This is a genomic window from Myceligenerans halotolerans (assembly GCF_054782975.1).
Genome location: NZ_BAAGRL010000021.1, coordinates 108,835 through 128,014, shown reverse-complemented (window position 1 = coordinate 128,014; position 19,180 = coordinate 108,835). Strand labels below are relative to the sequence as shown.

At 70.3% G+C, this 19,180-nt stretch carries 18 protein-coding genes; 11 read left to right on the top strand and 7 right to left on the bottom strand.

The annotated features are described in order from the left end of the window. Entirely contained in the window at positions 1 to 414 is a 414-nt protein-coding gene (locus tag ACYVK5_RS14090) for a hypothetical protein (protein ID WP_460705985.1), read from the bottom strand. A 145-nt stretch (positions 415 to 559) separates the two neighbouring features. Between ACYVK5_RS14090 and ACYVK5_RS14085 the strand changes: the two genes are divergently transcribed. Beyond that, positions 560 to 1,504: a helix-turn-helix domain-containing protein gene (locus tag ACYVK5_RS14085; RefSeq protein WP_460705983.1), complete on the top strand. Its 945-nt coding sequence runs from the start codon at positions 560 to 562 to the stop codon at positions 1,502 to 1,504. Between the two features lie 167 nt (positions 1,505 to 1,671). Next, entirely contained in the window at positions 1,672 to 2,634 is a 963-nt protein-coding gene (locus tag ACYVK5_RS14080; protein WP_460705981.1) for a ribonuclease Z, read from the top strand. Positions 2,635 to 2,655: 21 nt separating this feature from the next. Here the strand turns inward: ACYVK5_RS14080 and ACYVK5_RS14075 are convergent, their stop codons facing one another. From ACYVK5_RS14075 to ACYVK5_RS14060, 4 genes are all read right to left on the bottom strand, one after another. Beyond that, positions 2,656 to 3,324 (bottom strand): toprim domain-containing protein, encoded by a 669-nt coding sequence (locus ACYVK5_RS14075; RefSeq protein WP_460705979.1) that lies wholly within the window; start codon positions 3,322 to 3,324, stop codon positions 2,656 to 2,658. A gap of 137 nt (positions 3,325 to 3,461) precedes the next feature. Continuing rightward, positions 3,462 to 4,148, bottom strand: coding sequence for a hypothetical protein (locus ACYVK5_RS14070; protein ID WP_460705977.1), 687 nt, complete (start codon positions 4,146 to 4,148; stop codon positions 3,462 to 3,464). A 161-nt stretch (positions 4,149 to 4,309) separates the two neighbouring features. Beyond that, positions 4,310 to 5,869: a tyrosine-type recombinase/integrase gene (locus ACYVK5_RS14065; protein ID WP_460705975.1), complete on the bottom strand. Its 1,560-nt coding sequence runs from the start codon at positions 5,867 to 5,869 to the stop codon at positions 4,310 to 4,312. Between the two features lie 229 nt (positions 5,870 to 6,098). Next, a complete protein-coding gene (locus tag ACYVK5_RS14060) occupies positions 6,099 to 7,481 on the bottom strand; it encodes a malic enzyme-like NAD(P)-binding protein (RefSeq protein ID WP_460705973.1) in 1,383 nt (460 codons plus the stop codon). A gap of 246 nt (positions 7,482 to 7,727) precedes the next feature. Here ACYVK5_RS14060 and galE point away from each other — a divergent pair, with 246 nt between their 5' ends. Then, the gene (gene galE, locus ACYVK5_RS14055; RefSeq protein ID WP_460705971.1) at positions 7,728 to 8,750 is read left to right on the top strand and encodes a UDP-glucose 4-epimerase GalE; all 1,023 of its coding nucleotides are present in this window, start codon (positions 7,728 to 7,730) and stop codon (positions 8,748 to 8,750) included. Between the two features lie 81 nt (positions 8,751 to 8,831). Further along, positions 8,832 to 10,151 carry a hypothetical protein gene (locus ACYVK5_RS14050; RefSeq protein ID WP_460705969.1) on the top strand — a complete coding sequence of 440 codons (1,320 nt, stop codon included), beginning with the start codon at positions 8,832 to 8,834 and terminating at the stop codon, positions 10,149 to 10,151. A gap of 46 nt (positions 10,152 to 10,197) precedes the next feature. On the opposite strand, the gene ACYVK5_RS14045 is transcribed toward ACYVK5_RS14050, so the two are convergent. Then, positions 10,198 to 11,367, bottom strand: coding sequence for a hypothetical protein (locus ACYVK5_RS14045; RefSeq protein ID WP_460705967.1), 1,170 nt, complete (start codon positions 11,365 to 11,367; stop codon positions 10,198 to 10,200). Positions 11,368 to 11,671: 304 nt separating this feature from the next. Here ACYVK5_RS14045 and ACYVK5_RS14040 point away from each other — a divergent pair, with 304 nt between their 5' ends. Then, entirely contained in the window at positions 11,672 to 12,037 is a 366-nt protein-coding gene (locus ACYVK5_RS14040) for a hypothetical protein (protein WP_460705965.1), read from the top strand. A gap of 96 nt (positions 12,038 to 12,133) precedes the next feature. Here the strand turns inward: ACYVK5_RS14040 and ACYVK5_RS14035 are convergent, their stop codons facing one another. After that, positions 12,134 to 12,340 (bottom strand): hypothetical protein, encoded by a 207-nt coding sequence (locus ACYVK5_RS14035; RefSeq protein WP_460705963.1) that lies wholly within the window; start codon positions 12,338 to 12,340, stop codon positions 12,134 to 12,136. A gap of 336 nt (positions 12,341 to 12,676) precedes the next feature. On the opposite strand from ACYVK5_RS14035, the gene ACYVK5_RS14030 reads away from it, so the two are divergent. The 6 genes from ACYVK5_RS14030 (at position 12,677) to ACYVK5_RS14005 (ending at position 19,176) form a co-directional block, all read left to right on the top strand. Further along, positions 12,677 to 13,816: a hypothetical protein gene (locus tag ACYVK5_RS14030; RefSeq protein ID WP_460705961.1), complete on the top strand. Its 1,140-nt coding sequence runs from the start codon at positions 12,677 to 12,679 to the stop codon at positions 13,814 to 13,816. 14 nt (positions 13,817 to 13,830) lie between these two features. Further along, the gene (locus ACYVK5_RS14025) at positions 13,831 to 14,583 is read left to right on the top strand and encodes a type 1 glutamine amidotransferase (protein WP_460705959.1); all 753 of its coding nucleotides are present in this window, start codon (positions 13,831 to 13,833) and stop codon (positions 14,581 to 14,583) included. A gap of 5 nt (positions 14,584 to 14,588) precedes the next feature. Continuing rightward, positions 14,589 to 15,623 carry an ABC transporter ATP-binding protein gene (locus tag ACYVK5_RS14020; RefSeq protein ID WP_460705957.1) on the top strand — a complete coding sequence of 345 codons (1,035 nt, stop codon included), beginning with the start codon at positions 14,589 to 14,591 and terminating at the stop codon, positions 15,621 to 15,623. A gap of 106 nt (positions 15,624 to 15,729) precedes the next feature. Continuing rightward, the gene (locus tag ACYVK5_RS14015) at positions 15,730 to 16,179 is read left to right on the top strand and encodes a helix-turn-helix transcriptional regulator (RefSeq protein ID WP_460705955.1); all 450 of its coding nucleotides are present in this window, start codon (positions 15,730 to 15,732) and stop codon (positions 16,177 to 16,179) included. Between the two features lie 37 nt (positions 16,180 to 16,216). Next, positions 16,217 to 16,627 carry a VOC family protein gene (locus ACYVK5_RS14010; protein WP_460705953.1) on the top strand — a complete coding sequence of 137 codons (411 nt, stop codon included), beginning with the start codon at positions 16,217 to 16,219 and terminating at the stop codon, positions 16,625 to 16,627. 116 nt (positions 16,628 to 16,743) lie between these two features. After that, the gene (locus ACYVK5_RS14005) at positions 16,744 to 19,176 is read left to right on the top strand and encodes an ATP-binding cassette domain-containing protein (protein WP_460706303.1); all 2,433 of its coding nucleotides are present in this window, start codon (positions 16,744 to 16,746) and stop codon (positions 19,174 to 19,176) included. Positions 19,177 to 19,180 lie beyond the last annotated feature (4 nt).

Here is a 19,180-nt window from a genome sequence, read left to right as displayed (position 1 = left end):
TCACCGCTCGCCCCGCCGTAGGCGCTCTACCCAGTCATCCGAGCCGACGTGCTGCCAGCAATATGCCTCGCCAAGCTCCGCGATGCCGTCACAGTCCGGCGCGTAGCAGCGAGGGCCGAGGGCTCCCACCGGGCCGCGCAACGCGGCCCGAACCTGCACTTCGACGCCGTCCCGCGTGCCGCTCCACACCGTGTATCCGGGGACCGTCGTCCTGTGGTCCAACGGCGAGACACAGCCCAGTTCGCGGGCGATCCGCTCGCCTTCGGACAGGTCGCGGGGGTGCAGGCTCACCCGGTTTCGCGTGGTGGTCACCACGTCGATCCGCTCCGGGCCGATGGCCGACAGCCATCCGTCCACCAGTTCCACCACATCCCTGATCCCGAGCACATTGCCCGGCTTCCCATCGACTCGCATCGCGAGACCCCTTCGTTCGTTCGGTCGATTTCAAGGGTGTTGGCGTGCGACGGGAGCCGGAAGGGCTGGCGCGTTTGCAGGTGTTTGCAACATCGACGTTGCGCAGGTCTCCCCCCGAGGGGGTGCGCCCGGTTAGCCTGAGTTCGTGGCGGAATCCCCGGGACCATTGCTCCGCGCGGCACGTGAGGCCGCTGGCATCACGCTGCGCACGATGGCCGCGAGGACGCACTACAACGCCGGGTACCTGTCGCTGATCGAGAACGGAGAACGGCCCGTGCCCGCTGGCGTCGCGGACGCCTACCAGCGAGTCTTGGGGACGACGGACCTGGGCCGACTGGTCACGGTCACCCGTTCGGCTGCCAGCGTGGACGCCGCCACACTGGACCAGGTCGCAACGATGCTCGGAGCTCTCCGCCGGATCGAGGACACCACGGGTGTCCTGTCCGTCCTACCGGCGGTGCGCGGGATGTCCGCGACCGTGGACCAGCTCGCCCGCGAGGCCAGCACCCCAGTGCGTGAGCGGGCGGTGCACCTCGCGGCCGAGGTCACGCAGTATCGCGGGTGGCTGGAGCATGCCGTAGGCGCGGACACCGCCGCGCGGCGGAGCATGGCCGCTGCGGTCGATCTGGCGGGCGAGGCCGGAGAGCCGAACAGGCTGGCGCACGCGCTGACGTTCGCCGCCACGGTGACGTGGAGCGCCACAGGCGCGCTCGCCGAGACCATCGACCTATCGGACGCGGCACTGTCCGTCGATGGCGCTCACCCGACCCTGCGCGCCTACGCGGCGCTCCGACGCTCCGAGCTACTAGCCAGCCTCGACCAGACCACAGAGGCCCGGGGAGTGCTCAGCATGGCTGACGAAGCGATCGAGGCCGCACGCGACGCGGAGCCACCGCCGGAAGCGCTGTACTGGTTCACTCCCGGCTTCGGTGCCGTGCAGCGCGGTGCCGTGCTGACCCTGTTGGGCGACACGGCACAGGCGATCGAGGAAGCCACCGCCGGGCTGGCCGAGATGCCGCCGGAGCACCGGCGTACCGAATGGCTCGCCTCGACCCTCCGCAAGATCGACCCCGACATGACCGACGCCTGAGCCCCCGTGAGCCCACGGCAGCCCACGCGTCGGTGTTATCGGGGTCGAACTCGTCGATCCTCGGGTGGGGGAGGTGAACAGGGGTTCCTCTCACACCTGGGGGAGAGCTGAGATCCGCGTGGCCGATTCCGCTGGATACCGCGTGCACGCTGGGGGAGGATGCGGCGGTGACCCGTACCGCCGCCCGCGAGCTCGTCGTCCTGGGCACCTCCAGCCAGGTGCCGACCCGCACCCGCAACCACAACGGGTACGTCCTGTACTGGGACGACCGGGCGATCCTGTTCGACCCCGGCGACGGCACCCAGCGCCAGATGATCCGCGCCGGCGTCGCGGCGTCGGACCTCACCCGGATCGCGCTCACGCACCTTCACGGCGACCACAGCCTGGGACTGGCCGGCGTCGTGCAGCGCATCAGCCTGGACGGCGTGGAGCACACGGTACCGATCAGCTTTCCCGCCTCGGGGGAGCCGTGGGTGCGCAACCTGTGCGACGCGACCGCATTCCACCACCGCGAGCGCCTCGCGCTGCAGCCGTTGTCCGGCGGGATGGTGCCGCCGGTGCCGGGGGAGCGCCCCTCCCGCGCGGAGGTGACGCTGACGGCCCGGCGGCTGGACCACGGGATCGAGGCGTTCGGGTACCGGCTGCAGGAGGCGGACTCGGTGTCGTTCGGCCCCGGGCTGCTCGCGGCGCGCGGGATTGCCGGGCCCGACGTCGGGCGCCTGCAGCGTGAGGGTTCGCTGGCGCTGTCCGACGGCGTCGTCGTGCACCGGGAGGAGGTGACCGTCCCGCGACCTGGGCAGTCGTTCGCGTTCGTGATGGACACGCGGCTGTGCGACGCGGTGGGCGAGCTGGCCGACGGCGTCGACCTGCTGGTCATCGAATCGACCTACCTGGACCGTGACGCGCGACTCGCCGCCGAGCACGGGCACCTCACGGCGCTGCAGGCGGCGCGTGCCGCGGCGGAGGCGGGCGTGCGGCACCTGGTGCTCACCCACTTCTCCCAGCGCTACGAGTCCGGCGACGGGTCGGGTGCGGCGGAGTTCGAGCGTGAGGCCCGCCAGGTGTTCGACGGTGCCCTGACCGTCGCGAACGACCTCGATCAGATCGCCGTCCCGAATCGGACGCGATAGGCGTGGTCCGCCCGGGCCGGATCAGCGGGCGGTGTCGAGGAGTCCTGCGAGCGGTCGCGGCACGGTGCCCTGACGCGCGGCAGTGCTAGCGAGCAGGCCGGCGTAGCGCAGGTTGCGTTCCGAGACGCTGCGCACGAACCGGTACAGTTGCGCGTCGATCGGGCGCCCGCGCCACGCCGGCTGCTTCTGGAACGCGCGGAAGGAGCGCAGGTCACGCTGGCTGTCGAAGAGGTCGAGGACTCCGACGACGCCGACGGCACGGATCAGTTCCTGCTCCAGGTCGTCGACGCAGACGAAGAACCCGAGCCGTTCCATGTCCTCCCGTGTGCGCGGCGATGCGATCCCGGTCGCGGCCAGAGCGTCCCGGAACACCGCTTCCTCGCGCCGGTCGCACAGGTCGGCGAGGCGCAGCCCGGGCCGGTTGCCGATCACGCGGGTCAGCACCCGGCCGATCGCGTGCGCGCCGCCGATCGGTGCGACGAGGACGCCGTCCGCGGCGAGGTCTCGTCCGCCGGCCGAGGAGATCGCCGCCAGTGCGATCTGGTCGGTGATGCCCTCGACGATCAGGAGCGTGCCGGCCTCGGGCAGCCTGGCCAGCGCCTCGGCTGCGGCGTGCGCGGACGCGCCGGACCCGCCGACGACGCCGCCGGGCAGGGTGGGGCTCTCCACGCGCTCTCCCGGGACGGCCATAGGACCGATGGTTGCCGCTCGGGGGCGGAGTGGCAACGACAAATCGCCGGGCGCGGGTTCCGGCCTCCACTACTGTTGGTGGTGGTCGTCGAGCCGGCCGTCGCGTCACCGGCCGCCTGACCGGCGAACACCGCGGGTCACCCGTGGATGATGACGATCTCCTGGGCGAGACGCTCGACCTCGTCGGCGAATCGGGTCCAGAGCTCTTGCCGGCGTTCGTGGCTGACGTACTCCAGGGCGGCGGCTTGGTTCTCCGGTGCGGCGATGACGACGCCCTGCCGCAGTGCCCTCTCAAAAGCCTGTGTTGCTTCCTTTGTCAGCGTACGGCCGACGATCCGTTCCACGGCCTCGTCAAGAATCCTGGTGCGCGCGCTGCTCCGCCACGCCTGGGCAGCCCTCTCACCTGCTCGAACTCCGATCAGGTGATTCGCTTTGGTGACCGTCAGATCCCTCGCGACTTCCTCCAGCTTGCCGCATACGAAGTCGAACGCGGCTTTCCGGTGTTCCGGGGTGAGGCCACCGTGCCGGCTCTCGGAGTTCTCGGCGGCAACGATCGCTCCGGAGACCGTGGGCGGGGGTGAGGTGACGAACGCCGGTTTCCCGCGGTCACGGCGCGCCAGTTTGAGCACCAGGGCGAGCACGGCCACGGCGGCCACGAGCATGAGTGGCCCGAGGTTGCCTCGCTCGAGAAAGTCAATGGCCGGGAAGTAGGCGAGCGTGAGCCCTGCTAACGCTGTGAGGATGGCGAACCTGCGGGGAAGGACCAGTACGAAGACAAAGATCAGGCACGCGATGACGATCATGGCGCCGGCAGCTTCCGACACGGTGATCCCCTTTCGACCGGACGTCGACCCATCGGTGCGATACCTGGAATGCGAAAAGTACCAGAATGTACTTTAGGCTACGGTCTCACGACACCGGTACGCAAGAGGCCGTGGCCCTACCCCCAGGCCGCGCCGCGGACCTCAGTGTCGGGACGGCACTGTCAGGACGGCACAGCACGCAGCGGAGCCCGTGACCCGGCGGTGGACGTGCCCGGCGCCCCGGCCGCGAAACCCGCCGACATCACCTCGCCCACCGCGTCCAGGTCGTCCTCGAACAGGCCGGCGTAGGTGGACAGCGTGAGCATCGGGGACTCGTGGCCCAGCAGCCGCTGCACGGCCTTGACGCTGGCGCCGCCGGCGATCGCGAGGGACGCGGCCGTGTGCCGCAGGTCGTGGAGGGTGAGGGTGTCGAAGTCCTCGGCGCCGGGCGCGACGGTGGTGCGTGCGAGCGTCGCCAGCAGACGGGTCCTGCTGACCTTCTGGCCGCGCGTCATGCCGTCGCGGTGCGCTCGGTCGAGACCGGCGAGCACCGTCCAGGTCTCCGGCCCGCAGACGCCGGTGGGCTCGAGGCCGTGCCGGGACTGAAGCCTGCGGACGCGGCCCGCCAGGACGTCGTCGTACACGATGCGGCCGGCCGGGCGGAGGCGGGCGGAGGCGTTCGGTCCGGCGTCGCCGGGCGTGGCAGGGGTGCCACGGAGGACGGCGGTGGGGCGCGCTGCACCGGCCTCGGCAGCGCCGTCGGACAGCGCGCCGTCGGGCGGTGTCCCGTCGACGATCTCCGAGACGACCGAGACCGCCGCGCCGGCGGCGCGCACCGCCGGGCGGAAGGCGGAGCGGTCGAAGCTCTCGCGGCGCAGCGGGCCGCCCGTCGTCGCGCGGAACAGGAGGTCGTCCGGCGCTCGTGCAGTGGTGAGCGCGACGACGTCGTCGGACACGACGGCGGGCAGCGGCACCTCGCGGCGGGCGTGGGTCTTGGTGTCGCCGAGCAGGAGCGTGCCGTCGTCGAGGCGGGTGTAGGCCTTGGTCACGGTGAGGCGGGCGCGCAACGGGTCGACGTCGGCCACGGTCAGCGCGCTGACCTCGCCCCAGCGCAGGCTCGTCAGGGCGGTCAGGAGGATCAGGGTGCGGGCCGGTGACCCGGCGGGGCCGGCGGCGTCGGCGACGCGGCGCAGCTGTTCGTGGGAGAGGTAGCGGTGCGGCTTGGTCTTCGGCGCGCGGGGGAGTGCGGTGACCTTGCCCGACGCCGACCGGGCGGGGTTGGCGGGAAGTCTGCGGGCGTCGACGGCCGAGTCCAGGAGGGCGACGAGCAGGCGCACGGCGTCCCGGCGGCGCGCCGGGGAGGCGGCCTCCCCGCTGGTGGGGGAGGTCATCGTGGCGGACCAGCGGGCGACGTCCTCGTGGGTGACCTGCCGGAGCGGCACGTCACCGAAGCGGGGCGCGACGAGGGAACGGAATCGTTCCCGCTCGGCCTCCAGGGTGCGGGGCGCGCGGTCGGCGCGCCCCGCCTGCCAGGCGTCGAACCAGGCGACGACCGTGATGCGGGACGCGGCCGGGTCGACCCACTCGCCGCGCTTGCCGGCCTCCTCGAGGCGTCGCGCGGTGGCGAGCGCGTCGCGCCGGGAGGTCATCTGCCGGGTGCTGCGCAACCGCCCGTCGACGCGGTACCGGCCCACATGGACGGTGCGTCCGGTGCGGTCGGTCCGGGTCTCCGTGTAGGCCATGCGGGAAGACTAATCGGGCATGGCCGACGGTCCCGGCGCTGACGCGCCGGTCTGGTCCACGCGGTCCAGCCAGTCGTTCCTGTCGACGGCCGGCACCACCGGCCTCGCGATGATGACGTTGCGGGACCGGTCCCGGACGCGTCGAATGGCCGGCTCTTCCGTGAGTGATCGGCAGTTCATCGTGCCGATCACTCACGGAAGAACCGACTACGCGGCGGCAGATCCGGTCCTACTTCTCGCTGACGCTCCGCACCGCGTTCGCCACGGCCTCGGCGACCCGGTGGTCGAACACGCCCGGGATGATGAACGCGCTGTTCAGCTCGTCCTCGCCGACGACGTCCGCGATCGCGACCGCGGCGACGCGCAGCATCTCGGTGGTGATCTCCGACGCGCCGGTGTCCAGCAGCCCGCGGAACAGGCCCGGGAAGGCCAGCACGTTGTTGATCTGGTTCGGGTAGTCGCTGCGGCCGGTCGCCACGACGGCGGCGGTCTCGCTCGCGGCGGTCGGGTCGACCTCGGGGGTGGGGTTGGCCAGGGCCAGCACGACGGCGTCGTCGGCCATCGTGGCGACGTCGGCGCCGGAGAGGATGTTGCCGGCCGACACGCCGATGAAGACGTCGGCCCCGCGCAGGCCCTCTGCGAGGCTCCCGGAAAAGTCCTCCGCGTTGGTGTGCTGCGCGATCCAGTCCCGGTGCGGGTCGCCGCTGAGGCTGCCGGCACGCAACGCGCCGGAACGGCCGAACGCGACGACGTGCTGGGCGCCCTGCGCCTTGAGGAGACGGATGATGGCGTTCCCGGCGGCCCCGACGCCGGAGACGACGATGCGCACCTCCGGCAGCTTCTTGTCCACCACCTTCAGGGCGTTGATCAGGGCGGCCAGCACCACGATCGCGGTGCCGTGCTGGTCGTCGTGGAAGACGGGGATGTCCAGCTCGGCGCGCAGGCGCGCCTCGATCTCGAAGCATCGCGGCGCCGCGATGTCCTCGAGGTTCACGCCGCCGTACACGGGCGCGAGGGCCTTGACGATGCGGATGATCTCCTCGGTGTCCGTGGTGTCGAGGCACACGGGCCAGGCGTCGACGCCACCGAACTCCTTGAACAGCGCCGCCTTGCCCTCCATGACGGGCAGCGCCGCGGCGGGACCGATGTCACCGAGGCCGAGCACGGCCGTGCCGTCGGTGACGACGGCGACGGTGTTGCGCTTGATCGTCAGGTGGCGAGCGTCCTCGGGACGCCGCGCGATCGCCTCGCACACGCGCGCGACGCCGGGCGTGTACGCGCGTGACAGGTCGCGGCGGTTCTTGATGGGCGCCTTCGTGGAGACCTCGATCTTCCCGCCCAGGTGCATGAGGAACGTGGAGTCGCTGACGTTGAGCACGCGCACGCCCGGCAGCACGTCGAGGGTCGCGACGATGCGGTCCGAGTGGTCGCCGTCGACGGCGTCGCAGGTCACGTCCACGACGAGGCCTTCGTGCGTGGAGTGGGCGATGTCGACCGCGGTCACGGCGGCTCCCGCATCGGCGACGGCGCCGACCACGGTGCTGGTGGCGCGCTGCGAGGCCGGGACCTCCACGCGCAGGGTGATGGTGTAGCTGGGACTGGGCAGGGCCAAGGGTCTTTCCTCCTGTGGTCCCGGGCGTTGCGGGACCGCCGGCCGGCGCCGTCGAAACGGTACGGTCGAAACGGTACGAACGGGACTCGTCGTGCGATGAAGCGAGCAGAGAGGCAGATCCGTGGCGTGGGTCGCGGGTGGGCGGACGGCACACGGAGAGAGGCTTGTGGCTCAAGGATGACATCCGCGCCGCCGAAGTGCGAAGTGCGCGCACACGTTGTCGGCCTGCCCAGGTAGATTGCGGCCATGCGCGTTCTCGTCTCCGGTGGTGCCGGCTACATCGGCTCCCACACCGTCCTGTCCCTGCTCGAAGCGGGGCACGACGTCGTCGTCGTCGACGACTTCTCGAACAGCAAGCCCACCGTGCAAGGACGCCTGGAGGCGCTCAGCGGCAAGCACGTGCCGTTCCATGCGTTCGACCTGACGGACGCGGACAAGACGGAGCAGCTGTTCGTGCACGAGCGGATCGACGCCGTCGTGCACTTCGCCGGGCTCAAGGCCGTGGGCGAGTCGGTCTCCGAACCGCTGCGGTACTACCAGAACAACCTCGACGCCACGTTCTCGCTGCTGCGCGCCATGGAGCGCAGCGGGGTCTCCAGGTTCGTCTTCTCCTCCTCCGCGACCGTGTACGGTGAGCAGGCCCCGGTTCCCTACCGCGAGGACTACGAGTACCTGTCGGCCTCCTCGCCCTACGGGCAGACGAAGGTCGTGATCGAGCGGGTGCTGACCGACGTCGCCGCCGTCCACGAGGGCTGGAAGATCGCCCTGCTGCGGTACTTCAACCCCGTCGGGGCCCACCCGTCCGGGCAGATCGGCGAGGACCCGCAGGGCATCCCGAACAACCTCATGCCGTTCATCGCGCAGGTGGCCGTCGGCCGCCGCGAGAGCCTCACCGTGTTCGGTGACGACTACCCGACGGCCGACGGGACGTGCGAGAGGGACTACATCCACGTGATGGACCTGGCCGAGGGGCACGTGGCGGCCCTGGAGCACCTGGACGACTTCGCGGAGCCGGTGCGGGCGTTCAACCTGGGTACCGGGCGGGGTACGTCGGTGCTGGAGATGCTGCACGCGTTCGAGCGGGCGGCGGGCAAGGAGCTGCCGTACGAGGTCGGGCCGCGGCGCCCGGGCGATCTGGCCGCGTTCTGGTCGGACCCGGCGCGCGCGAACTCGGAGCTGGGCTGGACGGCCACCCGCACGATCGACGAGATCTGCGTGGACACGTGGCGGTGGCAGTCGGCGAACCCGCGGGGCTACCCGGACGCCTGAGCGGCCGCGCGAGACGCTGAGATCCGGGAATCCTGGCCAGACATCCGTCCGTCGTCGAAGATCTGGAGCATCGTGCGCGCAGTGGTTCGCAGTGTCCGTGACCGTCTTGCCTTCCTCATGGAGGCCGAGCTCAAGTACGTGCTGGGTCTGCTGGGGCTGGCGGTGGGCGCCTTCGGTGCGCTGCTCGATGGGCCGGCGTGGCTGTACTGGGGAGTGCTCGGACTCAGTCTTCTGCTGAGCGCCGTGATCGCGCTGGCCGAGACGCTCGCGCTGAAGCATCGGTGGTCCCAGTGGGTGATGGCTCCGCGCAGACTTCCCTTGGTGTTCGACGGCGATCCGGCGGTGCCGGGCCTGCCGGTGCTGATCCGCTCGGGTGAGGGAAGTGTCGCGATCGATCCGGAGCTCGATCGCCGGCTGCCGGACACGCCGGTCGTCGCGGAGATGCGCCCGGACGCGTTCGACCTGCCGCCGCAGCTTGCCGGTATCAAGCCGTATGTGCTGTTCCGTAGTGCGCACGGGCAGTGGCCGTTCAACGGGCCGAACGTGCGGCTCGCGACGAACCTGGACGCCGAGTGGCTCGCGCAGCGGCGGCCCGCCGTCGTGCAGGAGAGCGACTTCTTCTCCTTGCTGTGCTCGAACGAGCTCACGAAGTGGGACATCACCTCGCCCGACGGCGCGTTCCGGTTCCGCGAGGAGTTTCTCCTCGATCGTGACGGGGATTTCCGTCCTCTGGAGTCCAGCCACCTGAACAACTCGATCGGCACCTCGACGCTGGCGGTCACGACGGACGACCACCTGGTGGTCACGTTGCAGTCGACGCGGTCGCAGGCGAGTTCAGGGCGGCTGGCGCCGTCCGGTTCGGGGGCGTTGGAGCCGCGAGACCTGACGGCGGGTGCGAGCCTGCAGGAATTCGTGATCGCCGGCGCCGAACGTGAACTGGCCGAGGAGACGACGATTCCGCGGGCCGCGATCGCCGGGAGCTCGGTCATCGGCTACGGGCGCTGGCTCGACCGGGGCGCCAAGCCCGAGTTCTTCAGCGTGACCGCGCTGAACGTGTCATCGCAGGACTACTCCCGCAAGGGCATGATCCACGGGCTGTTGCGCGAGGAGCGGTTGTGGACCCAGACCATCGATTTCACGCCGCTGGATCTCGGCGCTCCCGCTCGCACCGGAACGAGCGGGGGGGGGTCAGCTTCCGGCCGATCGGAGTTGTCCACAGTCCGCTCGCCGTGCTGGGGCGACGTGGGGCTGGCCGACCTTTCCGGCCTCCCCGGCGAGCCGTCCGTCCCGCTGGATGCGGCGCTCGACGCCCTCGTCCGCGCGCTTCGCGGCGACCCTGACCTGTTGACGCGCCTGCGGGGCGGCCCGGCCAGGGCAGGTGCCGCCCGGACGGGGCGTTAGCGGCGGTCCGACGGCCGGTGAGGTCCGCCTCGGTGGACCCGGACCGTCAGTTCTGCTGTTCGCGGGCCTCTTCGAAGGCGCGGACCACGTTCCAGGGGATCTTCTCCTCCGGTTCGATGACGTAGCCGTTGGCCGCGGCCCAGGCGCGGATCGCCTTGGGTCCGGCGCCGGTGGGCGCGGCGGGGCGGCGGCTGCTGCCCGTGTTGTCCACGACCTTCGGGAAGTCGATCGGCGTGGCCTCCACGATGGGCTCCAGCACGACGGACCAGGGCACACCGAGCAGGGTGGCGAGCCGGAACAGCTCCTGGCGTTCCTCCTGCGAGTACCGGTCCTCCTCGATCGCCTGCGCGATCAGGGTGTTGACGAAGCCCCGGTGCACGTTCCCGAGGTCGTCGACGCGCAGGAGCCCGGCGACCTCGCCGAGCAGTCGCACGCCGGGGCTTCCTGCGGCTCCGGCCTTGCCGGGCTGTCCGTTATGGGCGGTGTGCTCGGGCTCCGGGAGCCGCCCCCGGGCCACTTCCTCGGCGAGCAGGGTCAGGTAGGCGTGCTCGTGGCCGGTCGTACCCGCGGCGCCGTCGGCGAGCTGCCGTGCGTTCAGGTGCCGGGGCGCGGCCGCCAGGGTGTACGGCCTGGGTGCGGGGCGGATCCAGGGCCGCGGGCGGGGGGCGGCGGCGCGCGCCGGGCGCTCGGGCCACGGGTACACCCAGGCCCGCAGCGTGACGCCGGTGAGTTCGTGGGCGGGTGCGACGCCGGTGACGCCGCTCAGGAACCGCACGAGCAGTCCGGCCGTGGCTCGTGCCTCGCCGGACGCCTCGCCGTCGGGACCGGCGACGCCGGCAGCGGTGCAGCAGTCCGCGAGCCGACGGCGGCCCAGCCGCGGCAGGTAGCCGAAGCTCGCTTCCAGCGTGGTGGCTTGTGCGATGGCGGGCACCTCCCACCCGGCGCGCGCCAGGACGCGGCGGAGCATCTCGACGCCGAGCCGCCCGTTGTGCGTGACGACGGCCATCTGGGACAGGAGTTCGCGCGCATGGGCACCTTGATCGGCGAACGTGCCCTCGTCGAGGGTGGTGTCCCACTCGTCGACCAGCCCGCCGCGTTCGTCGAGGCGGACGACGGAAAGGTCGCGCACGGTGTCCCGTTCCAGGTCGATCCCGCTGGTGGCGACGCCGAGGACGGCGTATGCGGGCGTGCCGGTGTCCGACCTGGCCAATGTCATCGTCCCGTCAGCTCCCTTGCAGCCTCACCCTGGGTGCGACGGCGCACCGCAGAGGCCGCCGGGGGGCGTGGTGCCGACTGCGGATCACCGTCGGCCATAGAGTGCCACCAGGCCAAATGCTCCGAAAGTCGAATCGTCGCCGGGAGCCCTTCCGCGCTGCGAGGCGACGCCGGCCCGGCCGGATCTCCGCCTCTGGTAGCGCTCTGGCCTGCGCGAATGCACAATGGACAGCGGATTATCACAAGTTGGACAAGGAATTCTGGCCGGCCGTGTCGCCGGTGGACGACAGAGAGCGAGATCAGGCATGGCGAAGCTGACGGTCATCGACTGGCGCGCGCTGGCCGCGCTCGGTCTCGGAATCCCGTACGCGGCCCTCTGGCTCGCCGAGTCCCGGGCCACCGGGACCGGCCTCATGGACAGCGTGCCGGGCTGGGTGGACTGGTGGTCGGACGCGGTCCAGGGCGTCATGCGCAGCGGGGACCTGACCTTTCCGATCTGGTTCGTCGCGCTCGTGCTGCTGCTCGGCGGTGCGGGACTCGCCCTGGAGCCGGCGATCCGCGAGCCCGCCGAGCGACGCTACCCGGTGATCAACCTGGTCATCGCGCTCGGCATGTTCGCCGCGTTCGCCTTCGCGGCGTGGACCGTCGGCACGGACTACTACGCCGCGTGAGGCGACCTCCCGGCGCCGGAGCTCCGGGGACCCGGTGTGCCGCGGAGGTGACGCGCCGCGGCACACCGGCGAGGCCTGCCTCCGCCGTCCGGCGCCTCACAGGGCGCCGAGGGCGGACTTGACCACCTCCCCGAACACCAGGCTCCCCGCGACGACGAGCGCGACGAGCGCGATCGCGGATGCCACCAGCGGGATCCACCCACTGATCTCGCGTGGTGCGGTGTAACGGTCGTCCCCCGGCCCGGGGCCGGACCCGAAACCGGAGTCGGCGAAGTCGTCCCTGCCGATCGTGACGTTGCTCATGGCTCGCATCCCCTCGCCGTCATCGTGCGTGCCGTCGATGACTCCGTGCGTGGCGTTTCCCTGCCGAACGCCTCTCTTCCATGGACGCACGGGATCCGGTTCTCGTTGCGGGCGGGCCGGTCACGGTCCCATCACGATGCCCGGTGCGAAAGGGGCAATGGACGGTTACGCGGGGCAATCCTCCGGCGGTTCTCCTCGGAGCTGCGCACCGCTGCGGGCCCCCGAGGGCGGCAACGGACCGCTTGTGAGGATCGCTGGTGCGGGTCGAGCACCGTGACGACGCTTGCGCGCCAGGAATCTACGCATATGCCGGATTGCGCTTGATAGCATCCGGGCATGGACGGGGCGATGCGGTCGGCGGAACCAGTCACCCACACTCGGATCACTCCCACGGGCGATGCCGTCGTCCTTGTCACAGCCCCGATCCATTCACGTGCCGACGCACTGGCCGTCGTAGCTCCGTTCCGGACGGACGTCGAGCCGGGGGAGCGCCTCGGGGCCGATCTCGTCGTGGTGGAGTCGTCCCTGCCTCAGCTGTTCCGCGGAACCCTCACGTACGACGTTCCGCAACCCCACTGCCTCGAGTTCTCGGCGACCGACCAGTTCCGGGCCAGGATCTCGTCCGCGCTGAACGACCAGGACGTCACGTGCACCGAGGTCACGGTGCTGTTCTTCGATGACGGCTACGGGGCCGTGGCCGTGACGTACCGGATCGCCGCGGGCTGGGAACGCTACGGCCCGGCTCTCAAACACCTCGGGCGCGACAGCCGGGAGGAGACGTGCGAACGTCTGCGAAGCCTTCTCCTCGAAGCCCTCGCGCCCATCTACGAGGAACTCTCCGCGGAGGGTTCGAGAGGGCCGCAGATTCCGTACTTCAACATGACGTACGGGGGAGAAGCCGACGCGCCCGAGCCGGGACGTGCCCGGCTGGCGCCCGGCTACCGGGACCTCGTCTACCCGAACAGTCCAGAACCGCTGAGGTCGATGTCGCCATGGCGCGACCAGTTCTTCTATGCCGGGTACGCCTACAACTTGATCTTCGGACGTGACACCGACGGCCAGGTGCGCAAATTCAGCCGGCTGCTCATGCTGCTCGGCATCACCTACAGCCGACTCGCGCGCACCTCGGCGTCGGCGAAGGGCGCGTTGATCCAGGGACGCGACCATGATGTGGTCTGGTTGCAGGATCTTGCCAGATCGATCCGGTCCAGCTATCAAGACCTGATCACGCCGACCTTCAGCTTCGACTTCCACGCCCTGTGCCTGCGCGATGCCGTCCTCCGGGCGTGGAGCCTCGACGTACTGCACCGATCCGCCGAGGACCTCCTCCTGCTCGTCCGGTCTACTGTTGCAGACAGGATCGCGCGATCGCAGGCGCGGCGTTCGCGATGGATCAACGTCGCACTGGCCGCCCTGACGGCGCTGTCCCTCATCAGCACCATCGAAGCCGCAGTCAACCTCTGGAACATGCCATGACTCTGGGACAAGCCGTGACTGGATCCGCTGTCCATGCGAAACACTCCCGAAGCAACGTCATCGTCTGGGTCGCCGACGGCCGGCCGACACCCGACCTGGACTACGGCGATCGACTCGTCGAGCACCTTCGACGGACCGGTCGCCAGGTGGAGGAGCGGTCCCTGACGGATTTCGACGACGATCGTGTTCCGGGGGCCGCACTGCATGTGCTGACCGGGGGAGCGACATCGGTCAACGACCTGAGGACGTGGATGCCGGCAGGACTCGAGCACGTTCGCCGTCTGCTCGATCTGGCGAACGCCGGCGAGACCTACCTGCTCGGTGTGTGTCTCGGATCCCAGATGATCGCCGAGCGCCTCTGGCCCGGGTCGATCCGGTCCGCCGACAGTATCGAGATCGGCCTGGTCGACATCGACTGGCAGTCGGGCACAGACGGCCCTTCGCCCATGCCTGCCTTCCACTACGAACAGGTCGATCCTCGGTCCGTGACCCGGGGCGGCGGCGAGATCCTGGCATGGAACCAGCATTCCGGTGTGCAGTGCTACCGATACGGGGAACGCGTCCTCGCAACGCAGTTCCATCCGGAGCTGTCTCCTGCCGATGTCGGAGAACTCATCTCCTACAACGAACCGACGATCACGGAGTACGGCGGCGACGTGGCTGCCGCCCAGGCGACCGTCGCCGACAGTGGGAAGTCCTGGGACGAGGATTCCGTGCGGCGGATCCTCGGCGTCGCTGGCTTCGGTAGCCTCCTTCGGGCACCGTAGGCGCCATGACGGCCGAACCGAAGATCCGACTCGATCACGTGAGCAAGACCTATCCGGGGACCGGCACGCCCGCGGTCGCGGAGCTCACCCTCGACATCGCCCCCGGGGAGATCCTCGTCCTGGTCGGTCCGTCAGGCTGCGGGAAGAGCACCACGCTGCGCCTGATCAACCGGATGATCGAGCCCACGGGCGGCCGCATCTACCTGGACGGCGACGACGTCACCGACGTCAACCCGGACCAGCTGCGCCGCCGGATCGGCTACGTCATCCAGCAGATCGGCCTGTTTCCCCACCAGACCATCGCCGAGAATGTCGCCACGGTCCCGAAGATGCTCCGGTGGGACAGGAAGAGGATCTCCGCGCGCGTCGACGAGCTGCTCGACATGGTGGGCCTCGACCCACGCGTGTACGGCGACCGGTACCCCAAGGAGCTGTCCGGCGGCCAGGCGCAGCGCGTCGGCGTCGCGCGGGCGCTCGGCGCCGACCCGTCGATCATGCTGATGGACGAGCCGTTCGGCGCGATCGACCCGATCACGCGGGAGAGCCTGCAGAACGAGTTCCTGCGCCTGCAGGAGGAGCTGAAGAAGACGATCGTGTTCGTCACGCACGACATCGACGAGGCCATCAAGATGGGTGACCGGATCGCGATCCTGGGCAAGCAGAGCGTCGTCCACCAGGCCGACACGCCCGAGCGGATCCTCGCCTACCCGGTGGACGACTTCGTGCGGAGCTTCATCGGATCGGGCACCGCGATGAGGGGCCTGGCGTTCGAGAAGGTCGGAGACCTGGACCTGGCCCCGATCAACGGCGAGCGCGCCGGCGGGACGCCGCCCACCGGCTCGATCACCACGGAGTCCACCTTGTACGAGGCCCTGGAGGAGATGCTCCGCACAGCCACCGGCAAGGCGATGGTCGTGGACGACGACGGCCTCCCGGCGGGCTACGTCGAACTGTCCCATCTCAGCGCCGCGCTACGCACCGCCCAGAACGAGGCACGACTGCACTACGACCGGCTCACGGCCGGCACGCCGGGCACGTGATCGCGTTCGCGGATTCACCGGCGGAGTGCCGCCGGCGGGCCGCGCGGCCGGCTCGCGGACCGCGCGGCGGGTGGACCTGCCGCCGTCGTCCCGCGACCATCGGTACATGACCACATCACCATCCGACCGCGAGCGCCTGCGCACGCTCGCGTCGCTGCGCCGCGTGCGGGACCGGATCGACCGGGAGTACGCGCAGCCGCTGGACGTGGCGGCGCTGGCGGTGGGTGTGCACATGTCGGCGGGGCATCTGAGTCGTGAGTTCAAGCGGGCCTACGGCGAGTCGCCGTACTCGTACCTGATGACGCGTCGGATCGAGCGGGCGATGGCGTTGCTGCGGCGCGGCGACATGTCCGTCACGGAGGTGTGCTTCGCGGTGGGCTGTTCCTCGCTGGGGACGTTCAGCACGCGGTTCACGGAGCTGGTCGGTGTGCCGCCGAGCGTCTACCGGACCGAGGGGGCGGGGGACACGGCGGGGATGCCGCCGTGCATCGCGAAGCAGGTGACGCGGCCCGTGCGCAACGGTGCCGTGCCGGCCCGGAAGCCGGTCAGGAATTGAGAAGCGCCGTCGGCCGCCCGCGTCTAGCGTCGTCGGCATGAGCACCATCACGATTCACCACACGTTCCTTCCGCACGCCGACCCGGAGGAGTCGCTGGCGTTCTACCGCGACGTCCTCGGTTTTGAGGTCCGCAACGACGTCGGGGGCGGTGCGATGCGCTGGATCACCGTCGCTCCGGCCGGTTCGGGCACCTCGGTGGTGCTGACGCCGCCCGGGGCGGACCCCGGCATCACCGAGGAGGAGCGCCGGACCATCGCGGAGATGATGGCGAAGGGCACCTATGCGACGCTCGTCCTGGCCACGCCTGACATCGACGAGACGTTCGACAGGATCCAGGCGGCGGGCGCCGAGGTGGTCCAGGAGCCGGTCGACCAGCCGTACGGCGTCCGGGACTGCGCGTTCCGCGACCCGGCGGGCAACCACATCCGCTTCAACGAGGTGCGGTGACCGGCCGTGACGGAGCAGCAGAGGCAGTACCGGCTGCTGCGGCTCGTGTCAGTGTCCGGCAGTACGGTGCAGGAAACATCACAGGAGTCATGAGCACCGCCGTGGAGAGCGAGACCATGAACACCAGCGTCACGACGGCCGGACCCGCTGTGCCGGGCGCCGGCCGGGTGGACGGCGACGGCATGCCGTCGCCGCATCCCGCCGACGGTCACGAGCTGATCCGGGTGACCGGCGCCCGCGAGAACAACCTGAGGAACGTGGACGTCGAGATCCCCAAGCGCCGCCTGACGGTGTTCACGGGGGTGTCGGGGTCGGGCAAGAGCTCGCTCGTGTTCGGCACGATCGCGGCGGAGTCGCGACGCCTGATCGACGAGACGTACTCGACGTTCGTGCAGGGTTTCATGCCGTCCCTGCCGCGGCCCGACGTGGATCACCTCGAGGGCATCACGACGGCGATCCTGGTGGACCAGGAGCGCCTGGGCGCGAACGTGCGTTCGACGGTCGGCACGGTCACGGACGCGAACGCGATGCTGCGCAACCTGTTCAGCAGGATCGGGCAGCCGTACGTGGGGCCGCCGCCCGCGTTCTCGTTCAACATCCCGACCAGCAAGGCCAGCGGTGTGATGAGCACCGAGAAGGCGGGCGGCAAGGTCGACAAGGCGGTCGTGCGCGAACAGGTCTACCTCGGCGGTATGTGCCCGGAGTGCGAGGGGCGGGGGAGTGTCTCGGACCTCGACCTGTCCGTGATCGTCGACGAGAGCAGGTCGCTGTCCGACGGCGCGATCCTGGTGCCCGGCTACACGGCCGACGGGTGGATGGTGCGCGGATACGCGGAGTCCGGTTTCGTAGACCCGGACAAGGCGGTCAAGGACTACTCCGTCCAGGAGCGTGAGGACTTTCTCTACAAGGAGAAGACGAAGATCAAGGCGTTGGGGATGAACATGACCTATCAAGGTCTCATCCCCAAGATCCGGGAGTCGATGTTCAGCAAGGACCCCGAGTCCCTGCAGCCGCACCTGCGCCGGTTCGTCGAGGCGGCCGCGGTGTTCGGGCCGTGCCCGGCGTGCGAGGGTACGCGCCTGAACGAGTCGGCACGGTCGTCGAGGATCCAGGGCAGGAACATCGCCGAGGTCTGCGCCATGCAGATCACGGACGCCGCCGAATGGGCGCGCAGCGTGACCGACCCGGGGGTCGCGCCGCTGATCAGGAGCCTGCTGCACCTGTTCGACTCGTTCACCGACATCGGGCTGGGCTACCTGTCGCTGGACCGGCCCGCGGGCACGCTGTCCGGGGGAGAGGCGCAGCGGACCAAGATGATCCGGCATCTGGGGTCGGCACTCACCGACGTCACGTACGTCTTCGACGAGCCGACGATCGGCCTGCACCCGCACGACATCCAGCGGATGAACAACCTGCTGATCAGCTTGCGGGACAAGGGCAACACGGTGCTCGTCGTCGAGCACAAGCCGGAGACGATCACGATCGCGGACCACGTGGTCGACCTCGGTCCCGGCGCCGGGACCGACGGCGGCACGGTCTGCTACGAGGGCACCGTCGCGGGGCTGGCGGCGGCCGACACGCTGACCGGGAAGCATCTCGGCTATCGCGCCCGGCTCAAGGAGTCGGTGCGTGAGGCCGACGGCGCGCTGGAGATCCGCGGGGCGGAGCAGAACAACCTGCGCGGTGTCGACGTGGACGTCCCCACGGGTGTCCTGACGGTCATCACGGGCGTGGCGGGCTCGGGCAAGAGCTCACTGGTGCATGGGAACCTTGCCGGGCGGGACGGCGTCGTCGTCGTCGATCAGGGCGCGATCAAGGGATCGCGGCGCTCCAACCCGGCCACCTACACCGGCATGCTCGACGCGATCCGCAAGGCGTTCGCCAAGGCCAACGGTGTCAAGCCGGCGCTGTTCAGCGCGAACTCGGAGGGCGCCTGCCCCACCTGCAAGGGCAACGGCATGATCTACACCGAACTCGGCTTCATGGAGACCGTGGCCACGCCGTGCGAGGACTGCGGTGGCAAGCGGTTCCAGGCCGCGGTGCTGGAGCACCGGCTCGGCGGGCTGAACATCGCCGAGGTCCTGGACCTGTCGGTGAGCCAGGCGCACGAGTTCTTCGGCGCGGCGGACTCCAAGGTGCCACCCGCGCGCAAGACGCTCGGGCACCTGCGGGACGTGGGGCTCGGCTACCTGAAGCTCGGGCAGCCGCTCAACACCCTGTCCGGCGGTGAACGGCAGCGACTCAAGCTCGCCATGCACATGGGGGAGAAGGGCGGCGTCTACCTCCTGGACGAGCCGACCACGGGCCTGCACCTGGCCGACGTCGAGAACCTGCTCGGGCTCCTGGACCGGCTGGTCGATGCCGGGAAGTCCGTCATCGTCATCGAGCACCACCAGGCCGTGATGGCCCACGCGGACTGGATCATCGACCTCGGCCCCGGCGCCGGGCACGACGGCGGACAGGTGGTCTTCTCCGGCACGCCGGCGAACCTCGTCGCGGACACGTCGACGCTCACCGGGCAGCACCTGGCGGAATACGTGGCCCGGTAGGAGC

Coding starts and splice junctions, on each gene's coding strand:
- ACYVK5_RS14075 (WP_460705979.1), bottom strand. CDS start 3,324: ATGGCCGTCCCGGGAGAGCGCGTGGAGAGCCCCACCCTGCCCGGCGGC.
- ACYVK5_RS14035 (WP_460705963.1), bottom strand. CDS start 12,340: ATGAGCAACGTCACGATCGGCAGGGACGACTTCGCCGACTCCGGTTTC.
- ACYVK5_RS14065 (WP_460705975.1), bottom strand. CDS start 5,869: ATGGCCTACACGGAGACCCGGACCGACCGCACCGGACGCACCGTCCAT.
- galE (WP_460705971.1), top strand. CDS start 7,728: ATGCGCGTTCTCGTCTCCGGTGGTGCCGGCTACATCGGCTCCCACACC.
- ACYVK5_RS14090 (WP_460705985.1), bottom strand. CDS start 414: ATGCGAGTCGATGGGAAGCCGGGCAATGTGCTCGGGATCAGGGATGTG.
- ACYVK5_RS14005 (WP_460706303.1), top strand. CDS start 16,744: ATGAACACCAGCGTCACGACGGCCGGACCCGCTGTGCCGGGCGCCGGC.
- ACYVK5_RS14045 (WP_460705967.1), bottom strand. CDS start 11,367: ATGACATTGGCCAGGTCGGACACCGGCACGCCCGCATACGCCGTCCTC.
- ACYVK5_RS14020 (WP_460705957.1), top strand. CDS start 14,589: ATGACGGCCGAACCGAAGATCCGACTCGATCACGTGAGCAAGACCTAT.
- ACYVK5_RS14030 (WP_460705961.1), top strand. CDS start 12,677: ATGGACGGGGCGATGCGGTCGGCGGAACCAGTCACCCACACTCGGATC.
- ACYVK5_RS14040 (WP_460705965.1), top strand. CDS start 11,672: ATGGCGAAGCTGACGGTCATCGACTGGCGCGCGCTGGCCGCGCTCGGT.
- ACYVK5_RS14010 (WP_460705953.1), top strand. CDS start 16,217: ATGAGCACCATCACGATTCACCACACGTTCCTTCCGCACGCCGACCCG.
- ACYVK5_RS14015 (WP_460705955.1), top strand. CDS start 15,730: ATGACCACATCACCATCCGACCGCGAGCGCCTGCGCACGCTCGCGTCG.